We start from the raw sequence: 14,825 nt of genomic DNA on the forward strand, positions 1-14,825 counted from the left end.
CCTCTCCACCATCACGGCGTTCTTCGACAAGGACACCTGGACGAATCCGTTCGTCGGCGCGGGCGGCAACGGCGTGGCCGTGGACGACTTCAACGCCGACAACTTCGACCATGGCCCGCTCGGCTTCGTGGGCGGCTCGCCACTGTGGGTGAACCAGGCGGGCGTGAAGCCCATCAGCGGCATCGCCACGCCCGCGGGCACGCCGAACTGGGGCGCGCAGTGGAAGAAGGCCGTGAAGGACCATTACGCGCACACGATCTCGATGGATGCGCACGGCACCAACATGTCGTACCGCGACGTGTACCTCGACCTCGATCCGACCTACCGCGACTCGTACGGCCAGCCGCTCCTGCGCATGACCTTCGACTGGAAGGACAACGACATCAAGATGGCGCAGTACGTGACCGGCCAGATGCGGAAGATCGCCGAGGCGATGGGCCCGAAGGCCATCAACGTCTACACGCGCGAATTCGGCGCGCACTTCGACTCGCGCCGCTACCAGACCACGCACCTCGTGGGCGGGGCCGTGATGGGCGCCGATCCGGGCACGAGCGTCATCAACCGCTATCTGCAGAGCTGGGACGTGCCCAACGTGTTCGTGATGGGCGCCTCCGCCTTCCCGCAAGGCATCGGCTACAACCCGACTGGCCTCGTCGCCGCCCTCGCTTACTGGTCCGCGAAAGCGATTCGCAACCAGTATCTGAAGAACCCCGGTCCCCTGGTGAGCGTGTGAAGCGCCGCATGGAGCAGCCATCCCTTGCGCGTGGCCGCCACACGCTGCGAGTTGACGGCAGGCCTCGCCGTGCCACGATCGCCGCCCTTGCGCTTGTGCTTGCGGCGGTGCTTGCCGCGCCGTTCATGGCGCAGGCCGCCGATCAATCTTCGAGCGCGTCGCCCGACGCTTCGCCCGTCGCGCGCGGCGAATACCTCGCACGCGCCGGGGACTGCATCGCGTGCCATACGGCGCAGGGCGGCAAGCCCTTCGCGGGCGGACTGAAGTTCGACACGCCGATCGGCGCGATCTACTCGACCAACATCACCCCCGACGCGAACACCGGCATCGGCAAGTGGAGCTACGACGACTTCGCGAAGGCCGTGCGCCAGGGCGTGCGCCCGAACGGCGAGACGCTCTACCCGGCAATGCCCTACCCCTCGTACGCGCGCCTCTCCGACGACGACACAAAGGCGCTCCATGCGTACTTCATGCGGGGCGTCACGCCCGTGCAGGCTCAGAACCGCGCCGAGGACATTGCGTGGCCGCTCTCGATGCGCTGGCCGCTCTCGATCTGGCGCGCGCTGTTCGCGCCGAAGGTGCAGGCGTTCGACGGTGCGCATTACAACGATGCGATCGTCGCGCGCGGCGCTTATCTCGTGCAGGGCCCCGGCCACTGCGGCGCATGCCATACGCCGCGTGCACGCACGATGCAGGAGCTCGCGCTCACCGAACTCGAAGGGGACGACTTCCTCGCGGGCGGCAGTCCGGTCGACGGCTGGGTGCCATCGAACTTGCGCGGCAACCTGCGCACGGGCCTTGGCGCGTGGAGCGAGGACGCCATCGTGCAGTTCCTGAAGTCGGGCCGCAATCTGCATACGGCGGCCTTCGGCGGCATGACCGACGTGGTCCAGCACAGCACGCAGCACATGAGCGATGCCGACCTGCTCGCGATCGCGCGCTACCTGAAGACGCTGCCCTCGAGCGACCCGAAGGAAACGCAATACGCTTACGATCCCGCCGCCGCCCACGCCTTGCAGAGCGGCGACGCGAGCGCACGCGGCGCGGCTGTCTATCGCGACAACTGCATGGCCTGCCACCGCAGCGACGGACGCGGCTACACGCGCGTGTTCCCGGCGCTCGGCGGCAACCCGGTCGCGCAAGACAAGGACCCCACTTCGCTGATCCATGTGCTGCTCACCGGCAATACGCTCGAAGGCACGCAGTCGGCGCCCTCTTCGTTTGCGATGCCGCCTTTCGGCTGGCGCCTGTCCGACGAGGAAGTGGCCGACGTGTCGACCTTCGTGCGCGCGAGCTGGGGCAACGCCGCCGCGCCGGTCAGCGCCGCAGAGGTCGCGAAGATCCGCAAGACCGTCGCCGTGAGCACGCCGGCGTTGCCGCCCGGCGCTTCGCTTGCGCGCTGAAGCTTGTCGCGCCGTTTCTTTGCCCGCCAGGCGGCGGAGTGGCAGGCGAAGCGTGCGCGCCGGCTTGCGTCGCAAGGTCAACGCGACATATCACTTCGTTGCATGAACAACGAAGCTGCAGACGCTTATGTGATCGCCCGCGCAATCGTCTTCGATTGCACCGTACCGGTGCATGACGGCGCGCCGCTCAATGCAGCACGTCGGGCCGTGCCAGCAGGCCGTAAAACTCGTCGATCGTAACGGTGGGCGCGAATTGCGAAAGCGTTGCGACGATCACGTCGTCGCAAATCGCCGAGCCTGCCGCCGATTCCAGCTCGACGCCGGCCGCGGCGGCCCGGTTCTCGGCCAGCTCGAGAGCGATCGACAAGATGAAGCGTGCGTCAGACTGGGTGAGTAGCGTCTTCATGCCCGCACTAACGGCGGCGGCAGGGGAACCTTTAGCGTTTTCGTTGCGCGGGCGCGCACCCCGCGAGACCTTCGAACGCTTTGCGAAGACGCCCTCAGCGCGTGCGCGCGACGAACTGGCCGGGACTCGTGCCCGTCAGCCGCCGGAACATTGCGATGAAAGCCGACGACGTGGCGTACCCCAGATCCAGCGCCACCGCCTCCACGCTGCGGCCCGCCCGCAGCATCGGCAGCGCGTTCACGAGCCGCACGCGCTGACGCCATTCCGTCAACGACATGCCCAGTTCGCGCTGCGCGCGCCGCATCAGCGTGCGCTCGCTCATGTGGAACGCATCGGCAAGCTCGGCGAGCGAGCGGTTGTCGGCCGGATTGTTGCGCAGCACCTGGAGGATCGCGTCGAGATCGGCGTCGTCGGTGTGCGGCACGAAGCTACCCGTCGTGGCGCAGGTCGAAAGCTGATCCACCAGCACGCGCAGCAGGCGCGCGCGCTGTGGCTCGCCCTCTTCTTCCGCCGGCGTTTCGCGCAGATGCTCGAGAATCGCGCGCACGAGCGGCGACACCATCACCGCGCAGCTCGTTGCGGGCATGCGCGTGCACAGCTCGCGGCCGATGTACACGGAGCAATGCACTGTCTCCTGCTCGTTGAAGCCCACGTGCTCGGTGCCGGGCGCGATCCAGAGCCCGAGATGCGGCGGCGTGATGTAGTGCTCCGTGCCCGCCTTCACCTCGGTGGTGCCGCTGAACGCATAGACGAACTCCCCCCACGGGTGGCACATCTGCGGGTAAGTGGCGTACGAGGGCAAGTGCTCCATGCGGAAGAACACGGGCGCGGGCAGCACGTCGGTGAAGGGCGGCAGGCGTAGATGGCGCGCCGGACGCGGGCGGACTGGCGTTTTGGGCATGGCGGTCTGGGGCTATCGATTGTCACTTTCGCGCTATATGCGCGCAAGCCGACGCATCAATACTACGCTCGCTGCCGCAAAACTTCAGCCCAATCCTTCGAGTCAGTGAGTCCGCAATGAGAAAGCAAGTCGACGCAACGGCCGTGGCCATCATGGTGGCGCTGTGCCTCGTTTGGGGCCTGCAACAGGTCGCAATCAAGGCAGTGGCCGCGGAAATCCCGCCCATGCTGCAGATCGGGCTGCGCTCGGGTGTGGCGGCCGGCCTCGTCTGGCTCTTCAACCAGCTCGTGTCGCGCGAGCGCTGGCTGCCCGGCGTGGGCCGCGGCGCGGGGCTCGTGGTTGGCGGCCTGTTCGCGCTCGAATTCGTGTTCGTGGCCATGGCCCTGCGCTGGACCAACGCCTCGCACATGGCCGTGTTCCTCTACACCGCGCCGATGTTCGCAGCCATCGGCCTGCATCTGCGCCTGCCCGACGAACGTCTCGCACGGCTGCAATGGGGCGGCATTGCGCTCGCTTTCGTCGGCATCGCGATCACGTTCCTCGGGCCCGCGCTGATGGGCGGCGGCACGCCCGCCTCCCCGCTGTGGCTGCTCGGCGACTTCATGGGACTGTGTGCCGGCGCGGCCTGGGGGCTCACGACGGTCGTCGTGCGCACGAGCCGCCTGAGCGAGGCGCCCGCCACGCAAACGCTCTTCTATCAACTGGCCGGCGCCTTTGTCGTGCTCGTACCATTTGCACTCCTGACTGGTCAGACGAGCTTGCACGGCACGCCGCTCGCCTGGGCGAGCCTCGCGTTCCAGACGCTGCTCGTCTCGTTCGTCAGCTACCTGATGTGGTTCTGGATGCTGCGCCGCTATCTGGCCGCGCGCCTCGGTGTGCTGTCGTTCATGACGCCGCTGTTCGGCGTGGCAATGGGCGTGGCGCTGCTGCACGAGCGTGTCGAGCCCGCCTTTCTCTTTGGCTCGGCTTTGGTGCTGCTCGGACTGCTGGTAGTGAACGCGCAAGGCTGGGTGCGCCAGGCCTTCGGCCGGCGCGCGGCGAATGCGCGCGGCGCGCAGGCATCGTAAGCGGAACACTCCCGGCAGAGCACGGGCCAGGGGCGCGGGTACGCGCCGCACACTTCGGGATTCTGTTGTAAAGTCGCTCGGGTTCCAACTCCCAACAAATCCAACACGCGATGGAAACTCTCTCGACTTTCGTGCCGGTGGCACTCGAACACGCCAGCCGCCTCATCAATCACGGCCCCACCGTGCTCGTCACCAGCAGCGACGGCAAGCGCCGCAACGTGATGGCAGCCGCGTGGTCGATGCCCGTGGAATTCAAGCCGCCGCGCATCGCCATCGTCATCGACAAGCACACGTTCACGCGTGAGCTCATTAGCGCGAGCGGCACGTTCGGCGTGATCATTCCGGGCGCCGCCGCAATCGACCTCACCTATGCCGTGGGCAGCGTGAGCGGCCGCGACACCGACAAGTTCCAGCGCTTCCATATCGCCGCCATTTCGGGCCCGAAGCTCGGACTGCCGTTGCTCGAAGCGGGCTGCTCCGCGTGGATGGAGTGCCGCCTGATTCCCGAGCCGCATACCGAAGACGCCTACGATACGTGCTTCGGCGAAGTGATCGCCGCCGCGGCCGATCCGCGCGCCTTCCGCAACGGCCATTGGGAACTCGACAGCAGCAACGCGGACCTGCACACGATCCACCATCTCGGCGGCGGCAATTTCGTGCGCGCGGGCGACACGATCAAGGCGCGCGAACTCGCGTGACGGCGTAGACGGCTTGCGCCGTCATGCCGCTTCGAGTTCGCGCCCGCGTGTTTCGGGCAACGTGAGCGCAGCGACGATCAACACGCCATACGCCGCGATCGCGAAGATCCCGATGCTCGGGCCGAGGCCGAACTGCTTTGCGAGCGCGCCGATCAGGAACGGGAACAGGGCGCCAACCGCGCGGCCCACGTTGTAGCAGAAGCCCTGCCCCGAACCGCGCACGCGCGTTGGAAAGAGCTCCGTGAGGAACGCGCCCATGCCCGAGAAAATGCCGGACGCGAAAAAGCCCAGCGGAAAACCGAGCCACAGCATCGAGGCGTTCGTGAGCGGCAGCGAGGTATAGGCGAACGCAATCGCCATGGACCCCGCCGCGAACAGGATGAAGTTGGGCTTGCGGCCGATCCGGTCGGTCAACCACGCGCTCGACAGATAACCCACGTACGAGCCCGCGATGATCATCGCGAGATAGCCGCCCGTGCCCATCACGGTGAGATGTCGTTCGCTCTTGAGAAAGGTGGGCAGCCAGGTCGTGATCGCGTAGTAGCCGCCTTGTGCGCCAGTGGTGAGAAGCGCCGCGCGCAGCGTCGTGGAGAGCAACTGCGGAGCGAAGATCTCAGTGAAGCGCGGCTTGTCGCCTGCCTCGGCCTGCGCCGCCTTTGCGCTCGCGAATATTTCGGGTTCCTTGACATATCGGCGAATCACGAGCACGAGCAGCGCCGGAACGAGACCGATCAGAAATAGCGAGCGCCAGGCCAGATCGGCGGGCAAGAGAGAGAACAGCACGGCATAAAGCAACGCGGCGAGCCCCCAGCCGAGCGCCCAGCCCGATTGCACGAGCCCCACCGCCTTGCCGCGATCCTTCGCGCGGATCACCTCGCCAATCAGCACCGCGCCCGCCGTCCATTCGCCACCGAAGCCAAAGCCCATCAGCGCACGCGCGGCGAGCAACTGGCCGTAGTTCTGCGCGAGTCCGCACAGGCCCGTGAAAAGCGCGAACCACAGCACGGTAAGCTGCAGCGTACGCACCCGGCCGATGCGGTCGGAGAGGACGCCGGCAATCCAGCCGCCCAGCGCCGAAGCAAGCAGCGTGAGTGTGCCGATGAACCCCGCGTCGCCCAAGCTGATGCCCCAGCTCGCCACGAGCGTCGGAATCACGAACGACAGCATTTGCGTGTCCATGCCGTCGAGCATGTAGCCGACCTTGCAGCTCCAGAACGCCTGACGAGCCTGCGGCGAAGCGTGTGCGTACCACGAGCATTCCTGTGGCGGCGCGCCCGCAAGTCCGGAAGATTCCGACGATCCGGAAGATCCGGACAATGCGGCAGATTCGACGGCTGACGCCGCGAGTGTCTTGCTGTCCATCTAATGCTCCTGTTGATAGAAGTCCTGATGAATGCCGTCCGTTTCCCCAACACGGGGAGGCACCACGAGGGTGAGCGTCCCTCCCATCCTTGCGGCCGGATTTCTTGAGACTGGAGAGCCGTATTCAACGTCGTGCGAGCGCGCTTCGAACGACGCACCTCATGCGCTAGAACACCGCCAGCGACGCATTGGTGATATCCGTCATGAGCATGTGGCCTGGCGCGTGCGCGATCGCGAGCGGCAGCCTGGCGTCCATCAACGCCGTCTGCGGGGTCACGCCGCAGGCCCAGTACACGGGCAACTCGCCCGCGCGTATCGTCACCGCATCGCCGAACTCGGGCCGCGCGAGGTCGGCAATGCCCAGTTCGCCTGCGTCGCCGATATGCACCGGCGCGCCGTGCACGCCCGGAAAACGGCTCGTGATCTGCACCGCGCGTATTGCATCGGCGCCGCGCATGGGCCGCATCGACACGACGAGTTCGCCGCCGAACACACCCGAGCGCTGGTTCGCGCGGCGCGTGCGGTACATCGGCACATTGCGGCCCTCTTCCACGTGGCGCAGCGGAATGCCTTCGAGCGCGAGCATGTGCTCGAACGAAAACGAGCAACCAATGGCGAACACGACGAAATCGTCCTGCCAGAGCGCTTCGAGCGACTCGACGCGCTCGCTCAACTCGCCGTGCCGATAGACGTTATAGGCAGGCACATCGGTGCGGATGTCGATGTCCTGGCCGAGCGCCGGCACGCGAAAATCGCCCGGCTCGCCGACACCGAGCAGCGGACACGCCTTCGGATTCGCATGACAAAAGCGCAGAAAGTCGTGCGCGTGCGCCTCGGGCAGGATCGCGAGATTGGCCTGTGCGTACTCGCCGCAATAGCCTGCCGTGGGACCGCGAAAATCGTGCGTGCGCACGGCAAGCCGGAATTCGTATGGGGTCATGGTGTCGGGGCGTGACGTGAAATTCGGGCGGTGAGGCAAACCGCGCACCCACCGTTAAGGCGAAGCATAGGAAGGACAAAAATTTGACGCCAACTAGTTTTTCTTCAGTCCAGCGAATAGAATTTCTTAACGAAACCGCGGGTTTTCCCGAAGTTTTCGAACCCACTCGCCTGCCTGCGTGCCATGAATACCCGATTCATCGAAACCTTCGTCACGCTCGCGAAGCTACGCAGCTTTCGCACCACGGCCACGGCGCTGCACGCCACACCCGCCGCCATTTCGCAGCGCCTCAAGGCACTCGAAGACGAATTGCAGACGGTGCTCGTCGACAGGGAGAGCCGTGAATTCCGGCTCACGCCCAGCGGCGAATATCTGCTTGGCTACGCGAAAGCCGTAGTCGAGGCAACGCGCCAGTTGCAGGCCGCCGCCTCCAGCGAAGGCACGATGCGCGGCAAGCTGCGCCTCGGCGTGATCGAAACGGTCGTGCATAGCTGGCTCGCCGATTACATGCAGCGGCTCAGCCAGGACTACCCCCAACTCGACGTGGAACTGGCCGTGGACGTGAGCGTCGTATTGCAGCGCCGCCTGATGGCGGGCGAGCTCGACCTCATCATTCGCGTGGAAGGCAGCGACGAGGCCTCCGTGGTATGCGACGCGCTCGCGAACTACCCCGTGCACTGGATCGCGCGCGCAGGCCTGCTGCCGCTCTCGAAGAGCGGCCTCGCGCGGCGCGTGCTCCAGCATCCGATCCTCACGTTCGGCCGCGGAACGGCGCCGCATCGCGCGCTCGAAGACATCGTCAGCAAGCTCGCGCTCGCCAACGGCGTGAGTATTTCCGACACGCGCATCACCGGCTCGCCCTCGATTTCCGTCATCGTGCAACTGGTGCGCGACGGCTTCGGCGTGGCCGCCATTCCGCGTCTGTTCGTCGACGAGCTGATCGCGCACGGCGAAGTGGTCGAACTGCCGCTGCAGCCCTCGCCGCCTTCGATCGTCGTTTCCATGTCGCGGCGCACCGATGCGCCGCTCTTCGTGCACGCCGCGGCGAACGCCGCGCGCGCTGCATGCCACGGCTATTGCGAACGCAGCGACCGACGCTTGATCGAGCGGCTGTAGATAACGGCACGCTTGAATTTTATAGACGATCAGTCTAATATCGCCGTCATGGAATCGCCGATCGTTAAACCGCGCCGAGGCAGGCCGCCGAAAGACCCGCGCGCGCACGCCGACACGCGTGAGACACTCATTCGCGCCGGCATGGAAATGCTGACCGCGCAAAGCTTTGCCGCCACGGGGCTCGACGCCGTGCTCAAGCGCGTGAACATTCCCAAGGGCTCCTTCTATCACTACTTCGAGAGCAAGGAAGCGTTCGGGCGCGAACTCATGGCAGCGTACGATGCATACTTCTGCGCGAAGCTCGACCGCTGGCTGCTGGACGATACACGCCCCGCGCTGGAGCGGCTCGGCGCCTTCGTTGAAGATGCGAGCAACGGCATGGCCCGCCACGCCTACACGCGCGGCTGCCTCGTGGGCAATCTCGGCGTGGAGGTTGACATCCTGCCCGAGGATTTCCGCGAAACGCTCGAGCGCATCATGCAGGGCTGGCAGGCGCGCATCGTGGCGTGCCTGCGCGAGGCCCAGCGCGAAGGCGTGCTCGCCAGGCGAATCGACCTCAACGCACTCGCTGCCTTTTTCTGGATCGGCTGGGAAGGCGCGGTACTGCGCGCCCGGCTCGTGCGCAGCGCGGCCCCGCTCGACACGTTCTTCCGAGGATTCATCGCCGGCCTGCCTCGCGCATAACCGGCCGCTACACCAACCGTTCATCGTTTCAGGAGCGAACTACATCATGTTCAAGGCCATTCTCATTGATAAGGAATCCGGATCATATGGCGCACGCGTCGCCGAACTCGACGAGGTGCAGTTGCCGCAAGGCGATGTGCTCGTCGATGTCAGCTACAGCACGCTGAACTACAAGGACGGACTCGCGATCACCGGAAAAAGCCCGGTCGTGCGCAGCTTCCCCATGGTTCCCGGCATCGATTTCGCAGGCACGGTCGCGCAGAGCGCGAATCCCGCTTACGCCGTTGGGGACAAGGTCGTGCTCAATGGCTGGGGCGTGGGCGAGCAGCATTGGGGTGGCCTTGCGCAGAAGGCTCGCGTGAAGGGCGAATGGCTCATTCCGCTTCCCGCAGGGCTCACGCTCCGGCAAACGATGGCAGTCGGCACGGCCGGGTACACCGCCATGCTCTGCATCCTCGCGCTGGAGCGGCACGGCATCGCGCCGGGGCGCGGCGACGTGCTCGTGACGGGTGCAAGTGGCGGCGTAGGCAGCTTCGCCATTGCGCTGCTCGCGCGCCGTGGCTACCGCGTGGTGGCGTCCACCGGCAAATTGCAGGAAGCACAGTATCTGGAGCAGCTCGGCGCCGCCGAAGTCATCGACCGCGCTGCGCTGTCCGAGCCGGGACGTCCGCTGCAAAAGGAGCGCTGGGCGGCCGCGATCGATTCGGTCGGCGGCCACACGTTGGCGAACGTCTGTGCAAGCCTGTACGCCGACGGCGCCGTTGCGGCCTGCGGCCTTGCACAAGGCATGGACTTCCCCGCAACGGTTGCGCCATTCATCCTGCGCGGCGTGAGTCTCCTTGGTATCAATAGCGTTACGCGCCCGTTTGCCGAACGCCAGCAGGCATGGCAAGCGTTGGGCGAAACGCTCGACCTGAAGCAACTGGACACGATCACGCGGGAAATCGGGCTTGCCGAAGCGATACCGGCAGCGAGCGATCTGCTCGCCGGCCTGGTGCGAGGACGCCTCGTGGTCGATGTGAATCGTTAGCAGACCAACAGTTTGCCTACGATCACCACGTTAGTCGCGCTTGCGTTCTGGAGCCGTTCCTTTCGCAACGAGCATTCTCGTGGCGCGGGAGATTGCGAACGCGTTGATCGACAATCTCACCGCGTGAGCGTGCGGGCGTCCTTTTCCTTCACGACTTCACGCGGCGTCACACCGAGGAGCCGCGTCATCCAGTGCGCCATGTGGCTTTGATGCGCGAACCCGGCTTCGAGCGCGACCTGGCTCAGGCTCAGCTTGCCTGCAACGAGCAACGCCCTCGCACGTTCGACCCGGCGGCGCACGACATATTGATGCACGGGCATGCCCAGCGTTTCGCGAAACAGCGCCTTGAAATGCGGCGCGCTCAGGTCGACCAGCGCAGCAAGGTCGCCGAGCGTCAGGCGTTGGTCGAGATGGGCTTCGATATAGTCGATCACACGTGTGGCCTTGTGTGGCGCAAGCGTAGCGGGCCGGCCTCCGGGAACATTCGTGCAGCCAAGCAACCGGACGACCATCGCCGTGCCGATGCTTTGCGCAAATAGCGGATCGGAGGCCGTGCCCGACTGGAGTTCGGCAAGCAGTGCGACTGCAAGCGAATTGATGCGGGCATCGCGCAACTGCAGTTGCGGACGAATCTCCCGCAACGCCGCCTGACCCTCCATCTGCTGCGCTATCGAGCTCACGAAGCGGTCGTCGAATGAAACGCGCAGGATCGTGCAGTCCGCGTCGTCGATCCATTCGCCGTCTACCCCGGCGGGCACGACATCGGCATCGCCGTGAGCCTGGAGCCGCGATTGACGCCGGCCGTCACAGGTGCATCTCGCCCGCACGGGCGTACCAACATGAATGCCAACGCGGTGATGCGCCATGCCGGGAAGCCGATGCCGTCCCGCTTCGATGCGTAGCAATTGCGCACCGCCGCCCTGCCAGCCCAGACCCTCGCTGGCGTGCAGGCTGAGGCGTGCAGTTGCCTGCTGGTTCGAATCTGCCGTCACTGCGCTCATGGTTTTCCTTTCCGGCGCCAACGCCGTATGCGCACCGCTTGATGTCTGCGGCCAGTCTACTGGATTACCGCCACGCCCGCGGGCGGCGCAAAGATAGATCTGGCGAATCCTCCGTTTCTGCGCAACACGCTCCTTTCCTGCGCGCCATGCCGCGCTTGCGTGCCTACGATGACGCATCCCATCCACGCAAGGAGAGACGGAACATGTTCGTGATTTTCGGAGCCTCTGGAAAGGCCGGCCGCGCCACCGCCGCCGCGTTGCGTTGTGCGGGGCAACCGGTGCGCGCCGTGGTGCGAGACGCGCGCCACGGCGCAAGCCTCGCGGAAATGGGCTGCGAAATCGCCCTCGCCGACCTGACCGAGCCCGCCTCCGTTGCCGCGGCGATAAGGGGTGCGCGCGCCGTGCAGCTGTTGTGCCCCGTCCCCATCAATGATAAGCATCCCGAATCAATGATGCGAAAGATGATCGACGTGGCACTCGACGCCCTGCGCGAGAACCCGCCCGCCGCGCTGCTCGCCATTTCCGACTATGGCGCCGAACTGCCGCTCAATACGGGTATCACTCGGCTCTTTCATCATCTCGAGCAACGCCTGAAGGTCGTTGCAACGCGACTGACCTTGCTGCGCTCGGCAGAGCATATGCAGAACTGGGCGGCGTTCATTCCCGCCGCGCTCGCAAGCGGTGTTCTGCCGAGCCTCCACCTTCCTCTTGAGCGCCGCTTTCCAACCGTCGCCGCGCAGGATGTTGGCATTGCGAGCGCCGCGCTGCTGCTCGATGCGCCACGATCCGGCGCGCCGAGAATAGTCAGCCTGGAAGGGCCACAGCGAGTGAGCGTGAACGAAATCGCAGCCACGCTCAGCGAAGTCAGTGGCCGCGCGATCACACCTTACGCGTTGCCGCGCGAGTCGTGGACGCCCACGCTCCTGAAGGCCGGCCTCAGCGACGAGCACGCCCGGCTCATCACCGATCTCTACGATGTCCACAATACCGGCAAGATCGACGTCGAAGCCGAGCGCAGCGAACGACGCTTCGGCGTGACCCGATTGCGCGAAGTGTTTGCATCGATCGTATCGAAGCGCGAGGACAAGTGATGAACGTGATGCGGGAACTGGCTGGGCGGCACGCCCACCCGTTCCCGCGTCGCTGCGCGGCAATCAGAACCATTTGCCGAACAGCCCGCCTGGCGCGAGCGATACGCCACGCAGCACCTCGCCAAAACCGGCGCTGCGCAGCGTGACGAAGCGCTCCTGCGTGGCGCCGGCGGCCGTCGTGTTGCGCAGCATGTCGCGAACCGCAACGAGACGATTCGGGTCCGCGCCCGTGTCGCCGTTGCCGCTGACCGTCGAGGTGATCGCCCAGATCGTGACCGTGCCATCCGCCTCGACGTGGCCCGTGATATTGCGCAGACCGTCAGTTGCGGGCGACCAGGGCAGGTTGGTCGCGCTGTTCGTGCCGACGGGATAGCCCGGTACGGTGTACGACGTGCCCAGATTCAGGCCGTTTTGCAGCGTATACGCAAGCTGCCACGATTTCGCCCCTGCGTTGTACACCCATTTTTGCAGGCCCGCGGTACTCTGCTGCGCGGCATGCGTGTACAGATCGGTGCTGCCCGTGTAGCCGTCGCCTTCGTCGGCGACATAGAGCGTATTCGCGTCGGCGAACCAGATGCCGAACGGATAGGCCACCGTCGTCGCCGATTTGTTGGGTGTGGCCGGAAAGCCCGCTAGCACGCACACGTTGCTCGGCAAGCCGCTCGTCGCCACCGTGGACGGATCGTAGGCGAGCGGGTTCGCCGGCAGCGTTGCCCCGGCCACCGGCACGCCCACGCCTCCCGACGGACACGCCTTGCCGGTCGTATCGACGAAATACACCGTGTTCACGCCGTTGCCGCCACTGCCTTTCGTGAAGTAGACGACGTTGTTGAACACGGTCAGGCCGCGGAAGTTATCGTCCTTGCCCACTTTGTCTGCCTTCGCGCCGAGTTGCGTGACCGAGAAGCTCGCAAGCGGCGTTGGCGTGCCGGGCGCCTGCTGCGCTTCGTGCTGGTCCGTCGCCGCGATGAACTGCGCGCCCGCGCCGAGGATCACGTTAGCCGGCTGCGGATTCGCGCCGTTACCCGCATTGCCAACCGTGTAGTAGAAGCCCTTGCCGTTGCCGCGGCCGTTGTTGAGCAGCGCGCTGCGGCCGTTGTTGCCGCTGTACGCGTTCGTTTCCGTGAAGCTGAATTGCCCCTCGGGATCAAGGCGCGCCACGGCGCGATAAAACGATTGACCCACCGGGTTCGTCGGATCAATCGCGCCAGGCGTGTTCGAGTTCGATACGTCGATCGCATCGACCGGCGCAACGTAGCCCATGAACGTGAGGTAGCGACCGTCGCTCGAAAGGTTCAGCGAGAGTTCGGACTTGGAACTGAAACTCGTCACGAGCTGGTCATGGCCATTGCCAGGATGCAGGCTGTTCGGCACCTCCAGCGTGCGGACGACCTGCCCTCCCGGCGTGATGGTGTCGAGGAAGATTCGCGCCGTGATGCCGAAGCTCGGATCGTAGAGCGCGTTGTTCCATACGGCCGGATAGGTGCCGTCGTTCGGCGCGCCGTTGCCCGTCGGGCAGCTTGCGGACGCGCTATTGCAGTCGGGCGGCAGCGCCATGCCCGCAGTGATGTTGCTCGACCGGTTGTCATAGACGCTGCGGCTCACGACGAGCAGACCCGCCCCACCGAAGAAAGCGTTGGGTGTCTGGGCGCCCGCGCCGGCGCTCGAGCAAACCAGCGCCAGGGCAAGCGAAAGACGGGAAGGATGTGCCGCGAAGCGCGAGCGGCGAAGTGCAGAGCGTAGGGTGCTGACGGCCATCTGTAGCATCTCCGTAAGGGGTTAGAAGCTTCTTGTCAAGACGAACTCGGGGTCGATCGAACGTACCGTAGCGGCAGTTTGTGAAAGCTTCGTTGCAGCCATATCGTCCGGGTCCCACTTTTTGCTCTGCGGAAATGCCCGGGCCCACCACGGCACCATCTCGGTGACTTCGTTTGTTATCCTTATCGTTTATCGGGGTCCATGACGCTCCGGGCGGCATTGGATGCCACTTACGCGTCTCATGCAATTGCAGAACCGCCCTGGGCGGTTCGATGACGTAATCGCCCGCAAGATAGCTCGATTCAACTTGAATCCAGGCTGTCACCGACCTGTAATAGGGAGAATGCCGAGCGCGTAATGAAAGGAGGCAGGACTTCCTGCGCACGAGCATGCGAAATGCTTGAGCGGTTGCCCTCCAGAAAGCTCGATTGCGCACATTAGTCGGGCTCCGCAATGTCCTGAAGAAGGATTGAACAGGAGACGCTGGTGAGACCCCTATGCGCCCTCATTGCCGCTCTCATTTGCGGCGTTTGCGCGATCACGACCCGCGCAGAAAACGTGACCGGAGCGGGCAGCACGTTCGCTGCTCCCCTCTACGCCCGTTGGGCCGTCGACTACCAGAAGTCCGGCGGTGG

The 14,825-nt window shown here is 65.3% G+C and carries 14 protein-coding genes; 8 read left to right on the top strand and 6 right to left on the bottom strand.

Annotated features, from left to right (window positions below; all coding sequences use genetic code 11):
- Positions 1 to 733 (top strand): GMC oxidoreductase (locus VMJ11_RS23240; protein WP_325622181.1); only part of this gene is annotated, 733 nt, incomplete at its 5' end.
- Positions 730 to 2,136 (top strand): c-type cytochrome, encoded by a 1,407-nt coding sequence (locus tag VMJ11_RS23245; RefSeq protein WP_414694457.1) that lies wholly within the window; start codon positions 730 to 732, stop codon positions 2,134 to 2,136. The genes VMJ11_RS23240 and VMJ11_RS23245, both read left to right, overlap by 4 nt.
- A 187-nt stretch (positions 2,137 to 2,323) precedes the next feature.
- Here the strand turns inward: VMJ11_RS23245 and VMJ11_RS23250 are convergent, their stop codons facing one another.
- Entirely contained in the window at positions 2,324 to 2,542 is a 219-nt protein-coding gene (locus VMJ11_RS23250) for a hypothetical protein (RefSeq protein WP_325622185.1), read from the bottom strand.
- A gap of 94 nt (positions 2,543 to 2,636) precedes the next feature.
- Positions 2,637 to 3,443 (bottom strand): helix-turn-helix transcriptional regulator, encoded by an 807-nt coding sequence (locus VMJ11_RS23255; RefSeq protein WP_325622187.1) that lies wholly within the window; start codon positions 3,441 to 3,443, stop codon positions 2,637 to 2,639.
- Positions 3,444 to 3,559: 116 nt separating this feature from the next.
- Here VMJ11_RS23255 and VMJ11_RS23260 point away from each other — a divergent pair, with 116 nt between their 5' ends.
- Together VMJ11_RS23260 and VMJ11_RS23265 are read left to right on the top strand one after the other, a co-directional pair.
- Positions 3,560 to 4,510: a DMT family transporter gene (locus tag VMJ11_RS23260; RefSeq protein ID WP_325622189.1), complete on the top strand. Its 951-nt coding sequence runs from the start codon at positions 3,560 to 3,562 to the stop codon at positions 4,508 to 4,510.
- A gap of 110 nt (positions 4,511 to 4,620) precedes the next feature.
- Positions 4,621 to 5,208: a flavin reductase family protein gene (locus VMJ11_RS23265; RefSeq protein WP_325622190.1), complete on the top strand. Its 588-nt coding sequence runs from the start codon at positions 4,621 to 4,623 to the stop codon at positions 5,206 to 5,208.
- Between the two features lie 21 nt (positions 5,209 to 5,229).
- Here the strand turns inward: VMJ11_RS23265 and VMJ11_RS23270 are convergent, their stop codons facing one another.
- Together VMJ11_RS23270 and VMJ11_RS23275 are read right to left on the bottom strand one after the other, a co-directional pair.
- Entirely contained in the window at positions 5,230 to 6,570 is a 1,341-nt protein-coding gene (locus tag VMJ11_RS23270) for an MFS transporter (RefSeq protein WP_325622191.1), read from the bottom strand.
- Positions 6,571 to 6,736: 166 nt separating this feature from the next.
- The gene (locus tag VMJ11_RS23275) at positions 6,737 to 7,510 is read right to left on the bottom strand and encodes a putative hydro-lyase (RefSeq protein WP_325622193.1); all 774 of its coding nucleotides are present in this window, start codon (positions 7,508 to 7,510) and stop codon (positions 6,737 to 6,739) included.
- A 183-nt stretch (positions 7,511 to 7,693) separates the two neighbouring features.
- Between VMJ11_RS23275 and VMJ11_RS23280 the strand changes: the two genes are divergently transcribed.
- From VMJ11_RS23280 to VMJ11_RS23290, 3 genes are read left to right on the top strand one after another with little or no spacing between them, the layout of a single operon-like run.
- Positions 7,694 to 8,626, top strand: a complete 933-nt coding sequence (locus tag VMJ11_RS23280; protein ID WP_325622196.1) for a LysR family transcriptional regulator — start codon at positions 7,694 to 7,696, stop codon at positions 8,624 to 8,626.
- Between the two features lie 48 nt (positions 8,627 to 8,674).
- Positions 8,675 to 9,310: a TetR/AcrR family transcriptional regulator gene (locus VMJ11_RS23285; protein ID WP_325622198.1), complete on the top strand. Its 636-nt coding sequence runs from the start codon at positions 8,675 to 8,677 to the stop codon at positions 9,308 to 9,310.
- Between the two features lie 46 nt (positions 9,311 to 9,356).
- Positions 9,357 to 10,340, top strand: a complete 984-nt coding sequence (locus VMJ11_RS23290; RefSeq protein WP_325622200.1) for an MDR family oxidoreductase — start codon at positions 9,357 to 9,359, stop codon at positions 10,338 to 10,340.
- Positions 10,341 to 10,456: 116 nt separating this feature from the next.
- Here the strand turns inward: VMJ11_RS23290 and VMJ11_RS23295 are convergent, their stop codons facing one another.
- Positions 10,457 to 11,341: an AraC family transcriptional regulator gene (locus tag VMJ11_RS23295; protein ID WP_325622202.1), complete on the bottom strand. Its 885-nt coding sequence runs from the start codon at positions 11,339 to 11,341 to the stop codon at positions 10,457 to 10,459.
- Between the two features lie 203 nt (positions 11,342 to 11,544).
- Between VMJ11_RS23295 and VMJ11_RS23300 the strand changes: the two genes are divergently transcribed.
- Positions 11,545 to 12,432 (top strand): NmrA family NAD(P)-binding protein, encoded by an 888-nt coding sequence (locus VMJ11_RS23300; protein ID WP_325622204.1) that lies wholly within the window; start codon positions 11,545 to 11,547, stop codon positions 12,430 to 12,432.
- A gap of 63 nt (positions 12,433 to 12,495) precedes the next feature.
- On the opposite strand, the gene VMJ11_RS23305 is transcribed toward VMJ11_RS23300, so the two are convergent.
- Positions 12,496 to 14,190, bottom strand: coding sequence for a hypothetical protein (locus VMJ11_RS23305; protein WP_325622203.1), 1,695 nt, complete (start codon positions 14,188 to 14,190; stop codon positions 12,496 to 12,498).
- Between the last annotated feature and the right edge of the window lie 635 nt (positions 14,191 to 14,825).

The sequence above is a fragment of the Paraburkholderia sp. genome, from assembly GCF_035501035.1.
GTDB lineage: Bacteria > Pseudomonadota > Gammaproteobacteria > Burkholderiales > Burkholderiaceae > Paraburkholderia.

Bases quoted from the DNA above. Each gene is read 5' to 3' on its own strand.
- VMJ11_RS23250 (WP_325622185.1), bottom strand. From the start codon at position 2,542: ATGAAGACGCTACTCACCCAGTCTGACGCACGCTTCATCTTGTCGATC.
- VMJ11_RS23255 (WP_325622187.1), bottom strand. From the start codon at position 3,443: ATGCCCAAAACGCCAGTCCGCCCGCGTCCGGCGCGCCATCTACGCCTG.
- VMJ11_RS23260 (WP_325622189.1), top strand. From the start codon at position 3,560: ATGAGAAAGCAAGTCGACGCAACGGCCGTGGCCATCATGGTGGCGCTG.
- VMJ11_RS23265 (WP_325622190.1), top strand. From the start codon at position 4,621: ATGGAAACTCTCTCGACTTTCGTGCCGGTGGCACTCGAACACGCCAGC.
- VMJ11_RS23270 (WP_325622191.1), bottom strand. From the start codon at position 6,570: ATGGACAGCAAGACACTCGCGGCGTCAGCCGTCGAATCTGCCGCATTG.
- VMJ11_RS23275 (WP_325622193.1), bottom strand. From the start codon at position 7,510: ATGACCCCATACGAATTCCGGCTTGCCGTGCGCACGCACGATTTTCGC.
- VMJ11_RS23280 (WP_325622196.1), top strand. From the start codon at position 7,694: ATGAATACCCGATTCATCGAAACCTTCGTCACGCTCGCGAAGCTACGC.
- VMJ11_RS23285 (WP_325622198.1), top strand. From the start codon at position 8,675: ATGGAATCGCCGATCGTTAAACCGCGCCGAGGCAGGCCGCCGAAAGAC.
- VMJ11_RS23290 (WP_325622200.1), top strand. From the start codon at position 9,357: ATGTTCAAGGCCATTCTCATTGATAAGGAATCCGGATCATATGGCGCA.
- VMJ11_RS23295 (WP_325622202.1), bottom strand. From the start codon at position 11,341: ATGAGCGCAGTGACGGCAGATTCGAACCAGCAGGCAACTGCACGCCTC.
- VMJ11_RS23300 (WP_325622204.1), top strand. From the start codon at position 11,545: ATGTTCGTGATTTTCGGAGCCTCTGGAAAGGCCGGCCGCGCCACCGCC.
- VMJ11_RS23305 (WP_325622203.1), bottom strand. From the start codon at position 14,190: ATGGCCGTCAGCACCCTACGCTCTGCACTTCGCCGCTCGCGCTTCGCG.